The sequence below is a fragment of the Paractinoplanes maris genome (genome assembly GCF_023544465.1).
GTDB classification, from domain to species: domain Bacteria; phylum Actinomycetota; class Actinomycetes; order Mycobacteriales; family Micromonosporaceae; genus Actinoplanes; species Actinoplanes maris.
Map to the genome: position 1 here is coordinate 51,740 of NZ_JALPVL010000001.1, position 14,912 is coordinate 66,651.

At 71.7% G+C, this 14,912-nt stretch carries 14 protein-coding genes; 2 read left to right on the forward strand and 12 right to left on the reverse strand.

The window, feature by feature from the left end; genetic code table 11:
- Positions 1–188: 188 nt before the first annotated feature.
- From NAG42_RS00250 to NAG42_RS00270, 5 genes are all read right to left on the reverse strand, one after another.
- Positions 189–953 carry a regulatory protein RecX gene (locus NAG42_RS00250; protein WP_250027168.1) on the reverse strand — a complete coding sequence of 255 codons (765 nt, stop codon included), beginning with the start codon at positions 951–953 and terminating at the stop codon, positions 189–191.
- A gap of 15 nt (positions 954–968) precedes the next feature.
- Positions 969–2,015 carry a recombinase RecA gene (gene recA / locus NAG42_RS00255; protein ID WP_250002052.1) on the reverse strand — a complete coding sequence of 349 codons (1,047 nt, stop codon included), beginning with the start codon at positions 2,013–2,015 and terminating at the stop codon, positions 969–971.
- Between the two features lie 201 nt (positions 2,016–2,216).
- Positions 2,217–2,417 (reverse strand): DUF3046 domain-containing protein, encoded by a 201-nt coding sequence (locus NAG42_RS00260; protein ID WP_250027169.1) that lies wholly within the window; start codon positions 2,415–2,417, stop codon positions 2,217–2,219.
- 9 nt (positions 2,418–2,426) lie between these two features.
- Positions 2,427–3,209 carry an ABC transporter permease gene (locus NAG42_RS00265; protein ID WP_250027170.1) on the reverse strand — a complete coding sequence of 261 codons (783 nt, stop codon included), beginning with the start codon at positions 3,207–3,209 and terminating at the stop codon, positions 2,427–2,429.
- Positions 3,206–4,150 (reverse strand): ATP-binding cassette domain-containing protein, encoded by a 945-nt coding sequence (locus NAG42_RS00270; RefSeq protein WP_250027171.1) that lies wholly within the window; start codon positions 4,148–4,150, stop codon positions 3,206–3,208. The genes NAG42_RS00265 and NAG42_RS00270 overlap by 4 nt, the downstream gene beginning before the upstream one ends.
- A gap of 78 nt (positions 4,151–4,228) precedes the next feature.
- Between NAG42_RS00270 and NAG42_RS00275 the strand changes: the two genes are divergently transcribed.
- Positions 4,229–4,990 carry a TetR/AcrR family transcriptional regulator gene (locus NAG42_RS00275; RefSeq protein WP_250027172.1) on the forward strand — a complete coding sequence of 254 codons (762 nt, stop codon included), beginning with the start codon at positions 4,229–4,231 and terminating at the stop codon, positions 4,988–4,990.
- A gap of 9 nt (positions 4,991–4,999) precedes the next feature.
- Here the strand turns inward: NAG42_RS00275 and NAG42_RS00280 are convergent, their stop codons facing one another.
- A complete protein-coding gene (locus NAG42_RS00280; RefSeq protein ID WP_250027173.1) occupies positions 5,000–5,662 on the reverse strand; it encodes a UdgX family uracil-DNA binding protein in 663 nt (220 codons plus the stop codon).
- Between the two features lie 55 nt (positions 5,663–5,717).
- Positions 5,718–7,064 carry an aminotransferase class I/II-fold pyridoxal phosphate-dependent enzyme gene (locus NAG42_RS00285; RefSeq protein WP_250027174.1) on the reverse strand — a complete coding sequence of 449 codons (1,347 nt, stop codon included), beginning with the start codon at positions 7,062–7,064 and terminating at the stop codon, positions 5,718–5,720.
- A gap of 56 nt (positions 7,065–7,120) precedes the next feature.
- Between NAG42_RS00285 and NAG42_RS00290 the strand changes: the two genes are divergently transcribed.
- On the forward strand, positions 7,121–8,383 hold the full coding sequence (locus NAG42_RS00290; protein WP_250027175.1) for a bifunctional pyridoxamine 5'-phosphate oxidase family protein/GNAT family N-acetyltransferase: 1,263 nt from the start codon (positions 7,121–7,123) through the stop codon (positions 8,381–8,383).
- Between the two features lie 89 nt (positions 8,384–8,472).
- On the opposite strand, the gene NAG42_RS00295 is transcribed toward NAG42_RS00290, so the two are convergent.
- From NAG42_RS00295 to NAG42_RS00315, 5 genes are all read right to left on the reverse strand, one after another.
- On the reverse strand, positions 8,473–9,477 hold the full coding sequence (locus NAG42_RS00295) for a sporulation protein (protein WP_250027176.1): 1,005 nt from the start codon (positions 9,475–9,477) through the stop codon (positions 8,473–8,475).
- Positions 9,478–9,546: 69 nt separating this feature from the next.
- Positions 9,547–10,638 (reverse strand): hemolysin family protein, encoded by a 1,092-nt coding sequence (locus NAG42_RS00300; protein WP_250027177.1) that lies wholly within the window; start codon positions 10,636–10,638, stop codon positions 9,547–9,549.
- On the reverse strand, positions 10,635–11,927 hold the full coding sequence (locus tag NAG42_RS00305) for a hemolysin family protein (RefSeq protein WP_250027178.1): 1,293 nt from the start codon (positions 11,925–11,927) through the stop codon (positions 10,635–10,637). The genes NAG42_RS00300 and NAG42_RS00305 overlap by 4 nt, the downstream gene beginning before the upstream one ends.
- 107 nt (positions 11,928–12,034) lie before the next feature.
- A complete protein-coding gene (locus NAG42_RS00310) occupies positions 12,035–13,702 on the reverse strand; it encodes a serine/threonine-protein kinase (RefSeq protein ID WP_250027179.1) in 1,668 nt (555 codons plus the stop codon).
- Positions 13,703–13,765: 63 nt separating this feature from the next.
- Positions 13,766–14,905 carry a class F sortase gene (locus NAG42_RS00315; RefSeq protein WP_250027180.1) on the reverse strand — a complete coding sequence of 380 codons (1,140 nt, stop codon included), beginning with the start codon at positions 14,903–14,905 and terminating at the stop codon, positions 13,766–13,768.
- Positions 14,906–14,912: the final 7 nt, after the last annotated feature.

A 14,912-nucleotide genomic window follows, 5' to 3' on the forward strand; every position in this document is an offset into this window, starting at 1 on the left:
GCGGTGAACCGGAAGTCCCCGATGGTCGCCGCCGCCGAGCGACGCCGCGGGCACATGCGGCGGCGGCTCCCAGTTGCGGCGGCTTTCAGTTGCGGCGGCGCCCAGTTGCGGCGGTGCTCAGTTGCGGCGGTGCTCAGTTGCGGCGGTGCTCAGTTGCGGCGGTGCTCAGTTGCGGCGGCGGCGCTCAGTCAGGAAGTGGGGTCGATGTCGGAGGCCAGGGCGTCGGCGTCAAGCTGGTCGGCGAACTCGGCTGCCTCGGCGTCGCGTGCGGCCAGGGCGTCCTTGACGGCGCGGATGGCGACGCCGGCCGGGTAGCCCTTGCGGGCCAGCATGCCGACCAGGCGGCGGAAGACGGCGTCGGGCGCGCCCGACGCCGTGCGGAGTTTGCGGTCGACCAGGGCCCGGGCGGTCGCGGCCTCGTCGTCGTCGTCGACGGTCTCGAGGGCCTCGCCGGCGACCTCGGCATCGACACCACGCTGCCGCAACTCGTTGGCCAGGGCGCGGCGGGCCAGTCCACGACCGTGATGACGGCTGGCCACCCAGGCCCGCGCGAAGGCCGCGTCGTCGATGATGCCGACCTCGTCATACCGGTCGAGGACCTCGGCGATCACCTCTTCGGAGATCTCCTTGCGGACGAGCACCTTGGCCAGCTCGGCCCGGGTGCGCGGACGCACGGCGAGCTGCCGCAGGCAGATCTCCCGCGCCCGGTCGCTCTCGCTCTGAGCCGGCTGCGCCGCCGCACCGCCGGCGGCACGACCGCGGCGGCCCGCACCGTCATCCGGCGAGGGGGTGCCGCCCGGCGAATCCCGCCGGCGACGGGTGGGAACGTTGCCGCGTTCCGGATCGTCGCCGGCGGGGAGCTCGTCGAGCGGTTGCTCATCGTGGGCGCGGGCGGGGCGGGGTGGGAGAGGATCCCACCCGCGCCCGGAACGCGCGCCCCGTCGGGCCGGCATGTCGGGTTATCCCGATCAGAAGTCGACCGGCGGCAGCTCAGGGCCACCGGCGGCGTCGCCGGTCGTCTGGCCGACGCCCAGCTTCTCGAGGATCTTCTTCTCGATCTCGGCGGCGACGTCGGGGTTCTCCTTCAGGAACTCGCGCGCCTTTTCCTTGCCCTGGCCCAGCTGGTCACCGTCGTACGTATACCAGGCGCCGGACTTGCGGATGATGTTCTGCTCGACGCCGACGTCGATCAGCGAGCCCTCGCGGGAGATCCCCTTGCCATACATGATGTCGAACTCGGCCTGCTTGAACGGCGCGGCCACCTTGTTCTTCACCACCTTGACGCGGGTGCGGTTGCCGACCACGTCGGTGCCGTCCTTGAGGCTCTCGATGCGGCGCACGTCGAGCCGGACCGAGGAGTAGAACTTCAGCGCGCGGCCACCGGTCGTCGTCTCGGGCGAGCCGAACATGACGCCGATCTTCTCGCGGAGCTGGTTGATGAAGATCGCGGTCGTGCCCGAGTTGCTCAGGATGCCGGTGATCTTGCGGAGCGCCTGGCTCATGAGGCGGGCCTGGAGGCCGACGTGGCTGTCACCCATCTCGCCCTCGATCTCGGCGCGCGGCACGAGTGCGGCCACCGAGTCGATGACGATGATGTCGAGCGCGCCCGAGCGGATCAGCATGTCGGCGATCTCGAGCGCCTGCTCACCCGTGTCGGGCTGGGAGACCAGGAGCGCGTCGGTGTCGACGCCGAGGTTCTTCGCGTACTCCGGGTCGAGCGCGTGCTCGGCGTCGATGAAGGCCGCGATGCCGCCATTGCGCTGGGCGTTGGCCACCGCGTGCAGCGCGACCGTCGTCTTACCGCTGGACTCGGGCCCGTAGATCTCGATGACGCGGCCGCGCGGCAGGCCGCCGACGCCGAGCGCCACGTCGAGCGCGATGGAGCCGGTCTTGATGATCGCGGTCTCCACGACCGGTCGCTCGCCCAGCCGCATCACCGAGCCCTTGCCGAACTGCTTGTCGATCTGAGCGAGCGCCAGATCGAGCGCCTTGTCCCGGTCAGGTCCTGCCACCATGTCCGCCACCCCTGTACCCGATTTAACGGTCGTCTTCGCCGATGCGTTTCTGTTCATCGCCACGGGCATCAAGGTAGGCGGTGGGTATGACAAAAATTCGCCGGCCTGCCCGAGCTGTGGATAACTGAGCCGCTGTGGACAATAGCCGAACACGTGTACGACGAACGAGTGACACGCCAGAACGGGTGTACTAAAAACGCCTTATCGCAGGCGGGAGGGCACCCGATCGGGGTACGCGGCTACCACCGCACGCCAGATGGTAGCCGTATCGATACCGTCCGCAATCGCTTGGTTTATCGTCCGGTGGCCCAGCTCGGCAAAAGAATGGTCCGCCGCGATGCTGCGCGCATAGGCGGACCCGAAGGCCTCCGCCAGCCGCGTCCAGAAATCCGTCAACCGCACCCCACGAGCCTACCCACTCCGCAGGCGGCGATAAGCCCGCGCCGACAGCGGCAGGAACACCGCGGTGAGCAGCACCGGCCAGCCGATCGCGAGCCACACCGTGGCATCCGCCAGCGGCCCTTCGGTGATCCCGGTGGGATTGCCGAAGAGCGACCGCGCCGCCGTGGCCGTCGCCGACAGCGGGTTCCAGGCGGCGATCGCGCCCAGCCAGCCCGGCATCGTCTCGGCCGACACGATCGCCGTCGAGAGGAAGCCGATCGGCCAGACCAGCACCTGTACGGCCATCGTCGCGCCCTCGCCGCGGAACGACAGTCCGATGAAGATGCCGATCCACAGCATGGCGAACCGGAAGAGCAGCAACAGGAGCACGGCCAGGACGGCCGAGGCCGGATCCGAGGTGATCCGCCAGCCGATCAGCAGACCGCCGACGATGAGCACCAGCAACTCGACGGCCGAGTTGGCCAGATCGGCCCCGACCCGGCCCAGGGCGACCGACGCACTGCCGATGGGCAGCGAGCGGAACCGATCGGTGATCCCTTTACGCGCGTCGCCGGCCATCGCGGTGGCCGTGCCCTCGACGCCGAACATCATGCTCAGCGCGAGCATGCCGGGCAGCAGGAAGGTGATGTAATCGCCACCGCCGGGAACCGTGATCGCGCCACCGAAAAGAAAGCCGAAGACCAGCAACAACATGATCGAGAAGAGCAACCCGAAGATCGGCGTCCACGGTTGCCGGGCCCAGTGGGCCAGGTTGCGCTGGGTGAGGATCCAGCCGGCTCGTACGGCGGTCATCGCGCAGCCTCCTGATCAGTGGCGGTCAAGGTGAGGAAGACCTCGTCGAGCGTGGGCCGGCGCAGCATCAGGTCCTCAGGGGTGATGCCGGAGCTGTCCAGAGCCCGGACGATCGCGGCCAAGGCGGTGACCCCGGAGCCGACCTCGAAGGTGAGGCTGTGCGACTCCGCGTCCGGCGTGGCCGGGAGCCCGACGGCGGCGGTGAGCTGCTCGGCCACCGGCTCCAGAGGCGTGCCGGCGGCGATGGTCACGGTGACCCGGTCGCCGCCGATCTGGCGCTTGAGCACGGCCGGGGTGTCGTCGGCGACGATCCGGCCGTGGTTCATGACCGAGATGCGGGCGGCCAGCTGATCCGCCTCGTCGAGGTACTGCGTGGTCAGCAGGACCGTGGTGCCGGCCTCGGCGACCTCGCGGACGGCCGCCCAGACCTCGTTGCGGCCCCGCGGGTCGAGGCCCGTGGTCGGCTCGTCGAGGAAGAGCACCGCCGGGGTGAGGATGAAGCCGGCGGCGATGTCGAGCCGGCGGCGCATGCCACCGCTGTACGTCGAGACGGCCCGCTCGGCCGCCTCGGTGAGCCCGAACATGTCGAGCAGACGGTCGGCCCGGGCCCGGGCGTCCACTGTGCTCAAGCCGTAGAGGCGGCCGAACATCACCAGGTTCTGCCGGCCACCGAGGATCTCGTCGACCGCCGCGTTCTGCCCGATCAGGCCGATCCGCCGGCGTACCTGGGGGGCCTGGGTCCGTACGTCGAAACCGGCGACCCGGGCGGTGCCTCCGTCGACATCGATGAGCGTGGCGAGTGCCTTGACCGCCGTGGTCTTGCCGGCGCCGTTGGGGCCGAGCAGCCCGTGGATCACGCCGGGCGCGACGGCGAGGTCGAAACCGTCGAGCGCGGGCACGTCCCCGTACCTCTTGCGCAGCCCCTCTGCCTGGAGATTCACGCTGTCTCCTTAACTCCGTATGCCACACGGTATTTCGGTGCGGAGTACACCGTACACCCCACGGGGTAATCTCGGCACATGGAAAATCAGGACGTCGACCGCACGCTGAGCCTGCTGTGGCGACGCGTCCTGGGGGTGCCGCAGGGCTCGCGCGGGCCCAAGCAGCGGTTCAGCGTCGACGAGGTGATCCGGGCCGGGATCGCGGTGGCCGACGAGGAGGGGCTTCCGGCGTTCTCGATGCGCAAGGTCGCCGATCGGCTCGGGCTCAAGCTGATGTCGATCTACACGTACGTGCCGAGCCGGGACGAGCTGATCGGCCTCATGGTCGACGAAGTGATGGGTGAGCCGGGGCTACCACCGCACGAGGGTGACTGGCGCGAGCGGCTGACCGCGGTCGCCCGGCAGATGTGGGACGAGTTCCACCGGCATCCGTGGCTGCTCCAGGTCGAGCAGAGCCGCCCGTGGATCGGGCCGAACGGCTCCGACCGGTACGAGTGGCAGTTGGCGGCCATCGAAGGGGCCGGCTTCACCGATCTCGAGATGGATCAGACCATCACGCTGATCGGCGACTTCACGGCGGCGTCGGCCCGGGCCGATGTGACCGCCCGCCGCACGGCGGAGCAGTCGGGGATCTCGGACGCGGAGTGGTGGGCGGTCAACGCGCCCGTGCTGGAGCGGCTGATGCCGCTGGACGCCTACCCGATCTCGGGCCGGGTCGGCACCACCGCGGGCGAGGAGTACAACGCCGTCCGCGACTCCGAGCGGTCCTTCCGGTTCGGCCTCGACCGCATCCTCGACGGGCTCGACCAGCTGCTCACCTCGCGGCCGGCCGATGGCTGAGCGATCCGCTCACTTCACCGCCGCGGCGGCGATCTTGAGGTCGTCGACCAGGCCGCGGTAGGCGGTCTCGCGGTCGTCGGCCCGCAGCACCGCCGACGGGTGGATCGTGGCCAGGGCCTGGATCTCGGCGACCGGGAAATCCCCGGGGTGCTGCGCCGAGGCGGGCCACGGCATCAGCTTGCCGCGCTGCTGGGTGACCCGGAACGACGGGCCGATCAGGGCGCGCCCGGCGGTCGCGCCCAGAATCACCACCAGCTCGGGCTTGAGCTGCGAGAACTCGGCGACCAGCCAGGGCCGGCAGGCGGTGATGTGGGCCGGGCCGGGGTTCTGGTGGATCCGCCGCTTACCCCGCAGCTCGAACCGGAAGTGCTTCACCGCGTTGGTGATCCAGAGATCTGACGGGTCCAGGCCGGCGTCGTCGACCGCCTCGCGCAGCAGCCGCCCGGCCGGGCCGACGAACGGCAGGCCCTGCTGATCCTCGACGTCGCCGGGCTGCTCGCCGACGAACACCACTTTGGCGTTCGGCGCACCCCGGCCGAAGACGGTCTGCGTGGCGTTCGCGTAGAGCTCGCAGCCCTCGCAGTGCGCCGCCGCTTCCTTCAGCTCGTCGAGGTCCCGCGGCTCGGCGGGAACCCACTGCTGCGCGCCGACCGGCGCATCGGTCCTTGGCATGGACAACGTTCTACCCCGAATGGGGGTGAAGAAGCATCCCTCCCACCTCCTACCCCTATCGGGTGGGGGCATAGAGAGCCGGCGGGCGGACGGCAGTGGCCACGGCATCGGCCAGGGCCGGGATCTCCTCCTCGAGCAACGGACCGACCGAGATGCGGACGCCCGGGGGTGCGGCCACCCGGAACAGCGAGCCCGGCGCTACGGCGTAACCCGCCTCGCGCAGCAGGCCGACCGTGCGGGTCTCGTCGGCGACCGGCACCCAGACATTGATGCCCGTGTCGCCCTCAGCGAGGAGGCCCCGGACACGGAGGGCCTCGCGCAAGGCGTGCCGGCGGCGACCATATGTCCCGGCGGCCTCGGCCACCGCGCGGGTGACCTCGTCGTCGCGCCAGAGGTGCAGCAGCAGGCGCTGCAGGACCGTGGACACCCAGCCCGAGCCGATGCGCATGCGGCCCACCACGCGGGCGATCGTGGCCTCGTCGCCGGCGAGCAGGGAGATGCGCAGATCGGGTCCGAACGGCTTGGACGCCGAGCGGGTGAGGGCCCAGGTGCCGGTGACCGGGCCGACGCAGTGCGGCGCCTGCTCGGCCAGCTCGGCGGCATGATCGTCCTCGATCACCAGCACACCCGGGTGACCGCTGAACAGGTCGCGCAAAGCCCCGGCCCGGGCCTCGCTGACGGCCGCCCCGGTCGGATTCTGCGCGCGCACGGTGACGACCGCGGCCCGGGCGCCCGACTGCAGGGCGGCGGCCATCGCGACCGGATCGGGACCCTCGCGATCGACCGGGACCGGGACCGGGCGCAGGCCGAGCGCGGCCAGCAGGTCGAGCAGGTTGGCCCAGCCCGGATCCTCGACGGCCACCGCGTCACCGGCTCGCAGGTGAGCCGAGAGCAGGCGCTCGATGGCATCCAGGGTGCCCGAGGTGACGGTGATCTCGGCGTCGGCGGCCGGGATGCCGTCGGCCACCAGGCGGGGGCGGGCTGCCTCGATCAGCTCGGGCATCGCGGCGGCCGAGGCGTAGCCCTGCGGGGAGCCATGGGTCCCGGCGATCGCCAGCAGGGCCCGGCCGAGCGACGGGAGGAGGCGGACGTCGGGCTCGCCGGACGAGAGATCGCGCACTCCCGGCGGGATCGGGAGACGGAGGGCCGACCGGGGGCCGGCGACCGGCGGGCGGGAGCGGATGCGGGTGCCGCGGCGGCCCTCGGTCTCCACCACACCGCGTTGCCGCAGCTCCTGATAGGCCTTGGCCACCGTGGCCGGACTGACGTGCAGCGAGTCGGCGAGCACGCGGACCGAAGGCAGCGCCGCGCCGAAGACCCAGTCACCGGAGCGGACGCCCTGCTCGATGCTGGCGGAGATCGCGGCGGCGCTGTCGCCGCTGACCTGATACTGTGCTGACACACCAACGATTCTGTACTAGTACACACGAAAGCACAAGCAGCCGCCCGGGAGGCCTGATGTCCGACACGTATCCACGGACGAGCCGCACGACCGCCACCCGCTACCGCGAGCGCATGCACTACGACCGCGAGCTGGCGCACGCCATTCTCGACGAGGCGTTCGACTGTACGGTCGCGTTCGTCGTCGACGGCGAGCCCCGGGTGCTGCCCACCCTGCAGGTCCGCGTGGGCGAGACGCTTTATCTGCACGGCTCGTCCGGCGGTCGCCTGGGTCTGTCGGTCCGCCACGGCGAGGTGCCGGTCGCGGTCAGCGTCACCCTGCTCGACGGCATCGTCTATGCCCGCTCCCACGTCCATCACAGCGCCAACTACCGATCGGTGGTCGTGCACGGCGCCGCCCGGCTGGTCTCCGACCCGGAGGAGAAGCAGGCCGCGATGGCGGCGCTGGTCGACAAGGTCGGCGCCGGCCGGGCCGCCGACAGCCGCGTGCCCAACCGGCGCGACCTGGCCGAGACCAGCGTGCTCGCCCTCGACCTGGTCGAGGTGTCGGCGCGGGCCCGCACCGGTGGCGTGATCGACGAACCGGAGGATCTCGCGCTGCCGCATTGGGCCGGCGTCCTTCCCGTCCGGCGTGTGTTCGGCCCGGCCGAGACCGATGACGGTGTCACCGCCGCCGAGCCCGCTTACCTGCCCGGCAGCGCGCTGCCCTGGGCCGCCCCGGTGCCGCTGGCCGGCCGGCACGTCCGCCTCGAGCCGCTCACGCTCGGCCACGCGGCCGGGCTGGTCGAGGCGCTCGGCGACGACGAGGTCTGGCGATACCTGCCTGCTCACCGGCCGCAGACCGTCCCGGCGATGCGTGACTATCTCGCCCGGCTGTTGAGCGCCCGCTGGGCCGGCAGCCAGGTCGCGTGGGCCCAGATCGAGGCGGGCACCGGCCGGGTGATCGGCCTGACGAGCTACCACGACATCGACCCCGAGCGGCGCGCTCTGGCCATCGGGCACACCGCCGTCGGGCGCCCGTGGTGGCGGACGGGGGTGAACACGGAGGCCAAGCTGCTGCTCCTCGAGCAGGCGTTCGACGTGCTCGGGGCGGAGCGCGTGTTCTGGTACACCGACATTCGCAACGAGCGCTCCCAGCAGGCGATCGCCCGGCTCGGGGCGGTGCGCGAGGGCGTGCTCCGGCGGCACAAACAGCGGCCGGACGGCTCCTGGCGCGACACCGTGGTGTTCGGCATGACCGCCGACGAGTGGCCCGCCGCCGGCGACCGCCTGCGCGAGCGCCTGGCCGCCGGCGCTTCCATGGCCGCGGCGGCCGGCTAGGGCGGCGCGCCACCTGCCCCGCGTTCGCTGACGGCGATCGGCGGGCCGGCTGTGCGGTCCGCCTCAGTGAACCGCACAGCCGGAGTGGATCACTCCTCTTCGAAGTCGCCGCCGTCGTCCTCGAAGACCTCTTCCATGGCCTCGCCGAGGATCATGCCGCCGACCACGCCGCCCGCCACACCCGCGGCCATTCCCATGCCGCCGCCGTGACCCCGGCGGTAGTGACCGTGGTGGCCACCGCCGCGCCCGTAACCGCCGTGACCGCCATAACCCGGAGCGCCGTAACCCGGGCCGCCGTGACCGCCGAAGCCACCGGCGGCGCGCAGTCCCTGATAGCGGCCCGCGGCCTCGGACACCGCCCGCTCGACGACCGCGCCCCAGTCGGTGGTGTCCGCGTCGGCGTGCGGGACGCGGAAGCGGCCGTAGGCGTCGTGCCCGGGAGTCAGGAAACCGCCGCGCTTGTCGAACTCCAGGACGACCTCGACACCCTGCGGGTCGGCGATGAAGGTCACCTCGACCTCGTTGACGGCTCCCGCGTACTGCGGGGGCGGGTAGAACTCGATCTCCTGATAGAACGGCAGGGTCATCCGGACGCCGTGGATCGCGCCGTGCTCGAGGTCGGCACTCTTGAAACGGAAGCCGAGGCGGGCGAAGGCGTCGAGGATCCGCTCCTGCGCGGGCAGCGGGTGCACCGACACGTGGTCGAGGTCGCCCTTGTCGACGGCCTTGGCCACCGCGAGCTCGGTCCGCAGCCCCATCGTCATGCCGTGCAGACGCTGGCCGTAGACGTCGGTGATCGGCGTCTCCCACGGCACCGGGAACGAGAACGGCAGGTCACGCTGCTCGCCCTGGCGCAGCTGGAAGGCGCCGGCGACCGGCAGCCGGTGGAACTCGGCGAGATGGTCGCCGTGCTCGGACTCGACCCGGGTGACCAGGCCCAGCACGACTCCCTCGATGGTGACGTCGTGGTCACCGCCGGCGATCCGCACCTGCCCCTCCAGGGCCAGACCGGGCCGTGTGTTCGGGTTGGCCAGCACGGTGTCGACGGTCGGCCCGCCGGCGCCGAAGGCGCGCATCATCTTCTTGAAGACCACCGGATCATTCCTCCTTGAATTTGCGATGGGGTGGCTTGACAGGGGGACGCACTCCGCGAGGAGCGAGGCTCACGCGCTCGTCGTGGCGGGCAGGTCGTCGGTCTCGTCGTCGAAGCGGCCGATCACCTGCTCCAGCAGGTCCTCCAGGGCGACGAAGCCGATCTGCGCGACCGCGTCCACCGGGACGGAGGCGGTGGTGGGGGCGGCCTCCGGCGCGGGTGCGGCCCCGGTGACGACGGCCAGCTGGGTGCGGCCGGCCCGCAGTGCGGCCACCGCCTCGACCACGTTCACCTCGGGGTCGAGCAGGAAGGCGGGCTCCATCAGCTCGCCCGCCGTCGGTGCCCGGCCGGCCGCGCTGGCCCGCACCGCCTCGCGGACGTGCACGATGCCGACCACCTGATCGCCCGCGCCGGTGACCGCGATCCTCGACCGGCCGCTGGTCAGCGAGGCCAGCTCGACGTCGGCGACCGAGGCGGTGCTGGGCACCGACACCAGTTGCGTGGTCGGCAGCATGACGTCGCGCACCGGCAGCGAGGCCAGGCCCAGCACGCTGGTCAGCAGCTCGCTCTGCTCGGCCTCGATCAGGCCCTCGGCCCGCGAGCGGTCGAGCAGGATGCGCATCTCGGCCGGGCCGTGGGCCTGGGCCAGCTGATCCTGCGGGTGGACGCCGAACGGGCGCAGTGCCGCGTTGGCCATCGCGTTGAGCACCCGCAGGGCCGGGCCGACGATCCGCGCGTACATCCGGAACGGCAACGCCAGCAGGATGGCCGACCGCTCGGGGTGGGTGATCGCCCACGACTTCGGCATCATCTCGCCGATCACCAGGTGCAGGAACGTGACGATGATCAGGGCGAGCAGGAACGCGATGACGTGGCTCGCCACCTCGGGCAGGCCGAGCGCGTGCAGGGCCGGGCCGAACAGGTGCTCGAGCGACGGCTCGGCCAGCGCGCCCAGGCCCAGCGAGCACAGCGTGATGCCGAGCTGGGCGCCGGCCAGCATGACTGACAGCTCGCGGGTGCCGTCGAGCGCCGCCTTGGCCGCCCGGCTGCCGCCCGCCGCGGCTTGCTCGAGACGGTGCCGCTTGCTCGCCACCAGGGCGAACTCGGCGGCGACGAAGAAGGCGTTGCCGATGAGCAGCAACGTGACCCAGAGCGCGTTCATCGGGAGATCCGAACCGTGAGGGGGACGTGCCGGTCGACGCTCTCCACCCGTACGGAAAGGGACCCGCCGTCGATGGTGACCGAGTCACCGGCCTTGGCCACCCGCCCGAGCCGGGCCAGCACCAGGCCGGACACCGTCTCGTAGTCGTCGCCGACCGGCAGGTCGACGCCGGTGGCGTCGGTGATCTCGTCGATCCGCCAGCGGGCCGGCACCAGCCACGAGCCGTCGGGCTGGCGCACCGGAGCGGGCTCGGCCTCGTCGTCCTCGTCGCGGATCTGGCCGACCAGTTCCTCGGCGATGTCCTCGAGCGTGATGATGCCCGCGAAGCCGCCGAACTCGTCGACCACGCAGGCGAGCTGGCGGTGAGCGGAGCGCAGGCGCTCGAGCACCGCCGGCAGCCGCAGCGAGGACGGCACCAGGACCGGGGCCGACATCACGGACGAGACCGGCACCGAGGAGCGCTCGGCCGGCGCGACCGCGAGGATGTCGGCGATGCTGACGACACCGACGATCTCGTCGACCTCTTCACCTCGTACCGGAAAGCGGGAGCGATGGGTGTCGAGCAGGGCCACCACGTCGGCCGCCGTGCCCGTGGCTGCGATGGTGTGCACGTCGACGCGCGGGATCATGGCCTCGGCCGCCGTGCGCCCGCGGAAGTCGAGACCGCGGTCGAGCAGCGTGGAGAGCTCGTCGTCGAGGCCGCCGTTGGCCCGCGACTCACGGATGATCTGCTCGAGGTCCTCGGAGGTCGCGCCCTCGGGCAGCTCCTCGATCGGCTCGATGCCGATGCGGCGCAGCAGACCCGCGGACGTACGGTCGAAGAGCCGGATGATCGGCCCGAAAACGGTCAGATACATCAGGGTGGAGCGACTCAGCGCCTTGGCCAGGGTCTCGGCGCGCGCGATGGCCAGGTTCTTCGGCGCCAGCTCGCCCAGCACCATCTGCACGACAGTGGCGATGAGCAGCGCGAAGGCCACCGAGATGGGCATGCTCACCGCGGCCGGCACGCCGGCCCCGCCGAGCAGCGCCGAGAGGCCCTCGCCGAGGAAGGGCTCGGCGACGTAACCCACGAGCAGGGCGGTCACGGTGATGCCGAGTTGCGACCCGGAGAGCACGAAGGAGAGGCGCTCGGTGACCTTGAGTGCCCGGACGGCGGCCTGGTCGCCCTGCTCGGCGTCGCGGCGCAAACGACCACGGTCGGCGGCGACGTAACCGAACTCCTGCGCGACGAAATAGCCGGTGACAGCGGTCACCACGAGCACCAGAAGCAAGCCGGTGAGGATCAACACGGCAGAAGGAATCCAACGGGGAGCCGGGCCGAGCCCGGCTGACTACTGCCGATCATGACGCAGAACAATATCAGTGCAGACTGTACGAACGCTGTGAGAAAGCCGACCTAAGCTTCCACATCAAAGCTGCTCAACACCATGTTGATCTTCGCTCGGTCACCGGTCCAGTCGAAGTCGCGGGTGGCCCAGGTGATCGCGAAGCCCCGGCCGTCCCGGGCGAACCAGCGGGTCTGGGCGTGCATGGGCGTTCCGTCCTGGTCGTACCGGTATTCCCAGTCCGCGGATTTGTAGATCAACGTCGTCTTCTCGAGCGAGACGAGCTTGTATCCGGGCAGGACTCCGGCCGCCACGAGTCGTTTGGCCTCGGCGGCGCAGGCCTTCACCGGGTCACCGGCCGGATTGCGCCCGGTGTCGAGGCTCAGCACGGTCGCGCCGGCCGGATCGCGGAAACAGAACGACGTGCCGACCCGCTGCCACGTCCAGCCGTCGGGCACCGGCATGCGGAAGCCGGACCCGTCGCTGAAGTAGGACCAACCCGAGATGAGCCCGAAGGGGCCGACTCCGCGGACCGCCGAGCGCTGCGGGGTCGACGGAAGCGTGCTCGGCTCCGGCCGGCGGCAGGCGGCCGCCGAGAAGCCGGTGGCGCCCGCGGCCATCGCGGTGGACGCGGAGGCCGTGCTGGGCGGTGGTGCCGCGTCCGGCGACCCGTCGCGCACCAGATAGCCGGCCAGAATGCCGCCGACACCGAGCACAGCGACCAGGGCCAGACCGGCCGCAACCACGGTCGAGCGCTGGTGATGCCGGGAGCCGTCCGGTGGCGGCGGGTCGCCGTGGACCGGAGGCGACAGCACACCGACCCCGGGGCTGACCGACGCGCGGACCGCGGCCGACTGATCGATCTCGGACGCGATCATCGCCCGGGCCGCGCGCGGAGACGGCACCCGCGGTGGCGCCGGAGTGGAGGCGACGATCATGCGGAGGCGGCGGTCGACCTCGATCGCGGTGAGCCGCTCGCGGGGGACGCGGCGCAGCAGCCCGGTCAGCACCGGGCCCAGCATCCCGGCCCGCGACGGCGGGTCCGGCTCCTCCGTGGCCAGCGCCATCAGCGTGGCCATGGCGTTCTCGCGGGCATAGGGCGACCGGCCCTCGACGGCGGCGTAGAGCGTGGCGCCCAGCGACCACAGGTCGGACTCGGGCGACGACGTGCCGTCCTTGGCGCGCTCCGGAGACACGTACTGCGGGGAGCCGACGACCAGGCCGGGGCCGGTGACGGTGCCGTCGTCCACAAAGGTGGCCAGACCGAAATCGGTCAGCACGACACGACCGTCGTCGCCGATCAGAACGTTGTGCGGCTTGACGTCGCGGTGCAGCACCCCGGCGGTGTGCGCGGCCCGCAAGGCGTCCAGCAACGCCACGCCGATGCGGGCAGCGGTGGCCGGCGAGAACGGGCCGTCCTCGTGGATCACCTGGTGCAGCGACCGGGACGGCACGTACTCCATCACGATCCAGGGCAGGCCCTCGAAGTGCACGACGTCATAGATGCGGACGACGTGCGGGTGGTTGAGCCGCCCGGCGCTGCGAGCCTCGCGCAGGGTGCGGTCGCGCAGCCGGATGCGCTCCTCGTCGGTCATCCACTCGGGCGGGACGAACTCCTTGACCGCGACGTCACGGTCGAGCATCTCGTCACGGGCCAGCCAGACGCGGCCCATGCCGCCGGAACCGACCGGCTCGCCCAAGCGATACCGACCGGCGACGAGCATGCGTGCGACCGCCATCCCGCCCCCACCCGTCGACTCGGTCTCAACCATAATTCGGCCTGCCTGACAGTGGAATGACGATCACCCGGTCACCGCGTAGACCACGAGATTGTCGCGGTAGGACCGCAGCGTCCGGTCGAACACACCACCACAGGTGATGAGTCGCAACTGGCGGTCGGGCGTCGGCCCGTACACCTCGTCGGTCGGGAATTCGGTCTTGGGATACCAGCGGATTGCCGTGACGATGAAACTGACGGTCGCGCCGCCGCGGACGACGTCGATGCGGTCACCGGCGGCGAGCTCGCGCAACCGGTAGAAGACCGCGGGACCCGACTTGGAGTCGACGTGGCCGGCGATGACGGCCGGTCCGGTGTCGCCGGGAGCGGTGCCGCCGGCATACCAGCCGGCCTTGGCGAAGGCCCGGGGTGGCTGCAGGGCACCATCGTTGCCGATGGCGAGCGTCTCGAGCGGGGTGTCGACCTTGATGGCGCCGACCCGCAGCCGGGTCGGGACGCCGGTGGGGGCGGCGGCGACGCTGCCGAACGGATCGCCGGCGGGTCGCCCGGCCGCGGGTCGCCCGGCCGCCTCGGATGCCGTCGGCGCCGCGCTTTGGGCCTGGGCACCCCATCGACCGAGATCGCTGTCCGGACGATCGGTGACGGCGAGATATCCCGCGCCGGCGGCGAACGCGGCCACCGTCGCGGCCACGGCCGGCAGCGCGGCCCGGCGGATCAACCCCTTCTTTCGTACGGGGTGAGGGCCGTCCTTCGGTAGCTGGCCGGCCGCCGTCGCCGTCGGAAGACTCGGCTCATGATTCTCGGGTGCGTGATTCATGATCATGGGAGCGTCGGGCGGACCGACGGCTTCCCGCGCGTCTTCCCGCGCGTCGGAGTCGGCCGGCGCCGGCGGCCGGATGGGCGGCGCGGTGATGACGCTCGCCCGCGGAAACACCCGCCGGGGAAACGGCGCGGCGGACTGCCCCAACCGGAGGAGCCGGCTCGGCTTGGGCCGCGGGATCGAGAGAGCACCGGGCACGACGGCCCGCGCCCGGACGGGCCCGGGCTTGACGACTTTCGCCACCCCACGGGCCATCCAGCCCAGCCCCTCGGACTCCCCGGCCTCCGTCGCCCTCGGGACGCTGTGGACCGTGGCCGCCGCGCGCGCCTCGGGGCTGACCGGGACGCGGACGATCAGCGGGGTGTCGGTGTCCTCGGCCGCCACCGGAGGA

What these genes read in the sequence shown, in the direction of transcription:
- NAG42_RS00290 (WP_250027175.1), top strand. Translation starts at nt 7,121, where the DNA reads ATGTCCGACACGTATCCACGGACGAGCCGCACGACCGCCACCCGCTAC.
- NAG42_RS00275 (WP_250027172.1), top strand. Translation starts at nt 4,229, where the DNA reads ATGGAAAATCAGGACGTCGACCGCACGCTGAGCCTGCTGTGGCGACGC.
- NAG42_RS00265 (WP_250027170.1), bottom strand. Translation starts at nt 3,209, where the DNA reads ATGACCGCCGTACGAGCCGGCTGGATCCTCACCCAGCGCAACCTGGCC.
- NAG42_RS00310 (WP_250027179.1), bottom strand. Translation starts at nt 13,702, where the DNA reads ATGGCGGTCGCACGCATGCTCGTCGCCGGTCGGTATCGCTTGGGCGAG.
- recA (WP_250002052.1), bottom strand. Translation starts at nt 2,015, where the DNA reads ATGGTGGCAGGACCTGACCGGGACAAGGCGCTCGATCTGGCGCTCGCT.
- NAG42_RS00300 (WP_250027177.1), bottom strand. Translation starts at nt 10,638, where the DNA reads ATGAACGCGCTCTGGGTCACGTTGCTGCTCATCGGCAACGCCTTCTTC.
- NAG42_RS00280 (WP_250027173.1), bottom strand. Translation starts at nt 5,662, where the DNA reads ATGCCAAGGACCGATGCGCCGGTCGGCGCGCAGCAGTGGGTTCCCGCC.
- NAG42_RS00250 (WP_250027168.1), bottom strand. Translation starts at nt 953, where the DNA reads ATGCCGGCCCGACGGGGCGCGCGTTCCGGGCGCGGGTGGGATCCTCTC.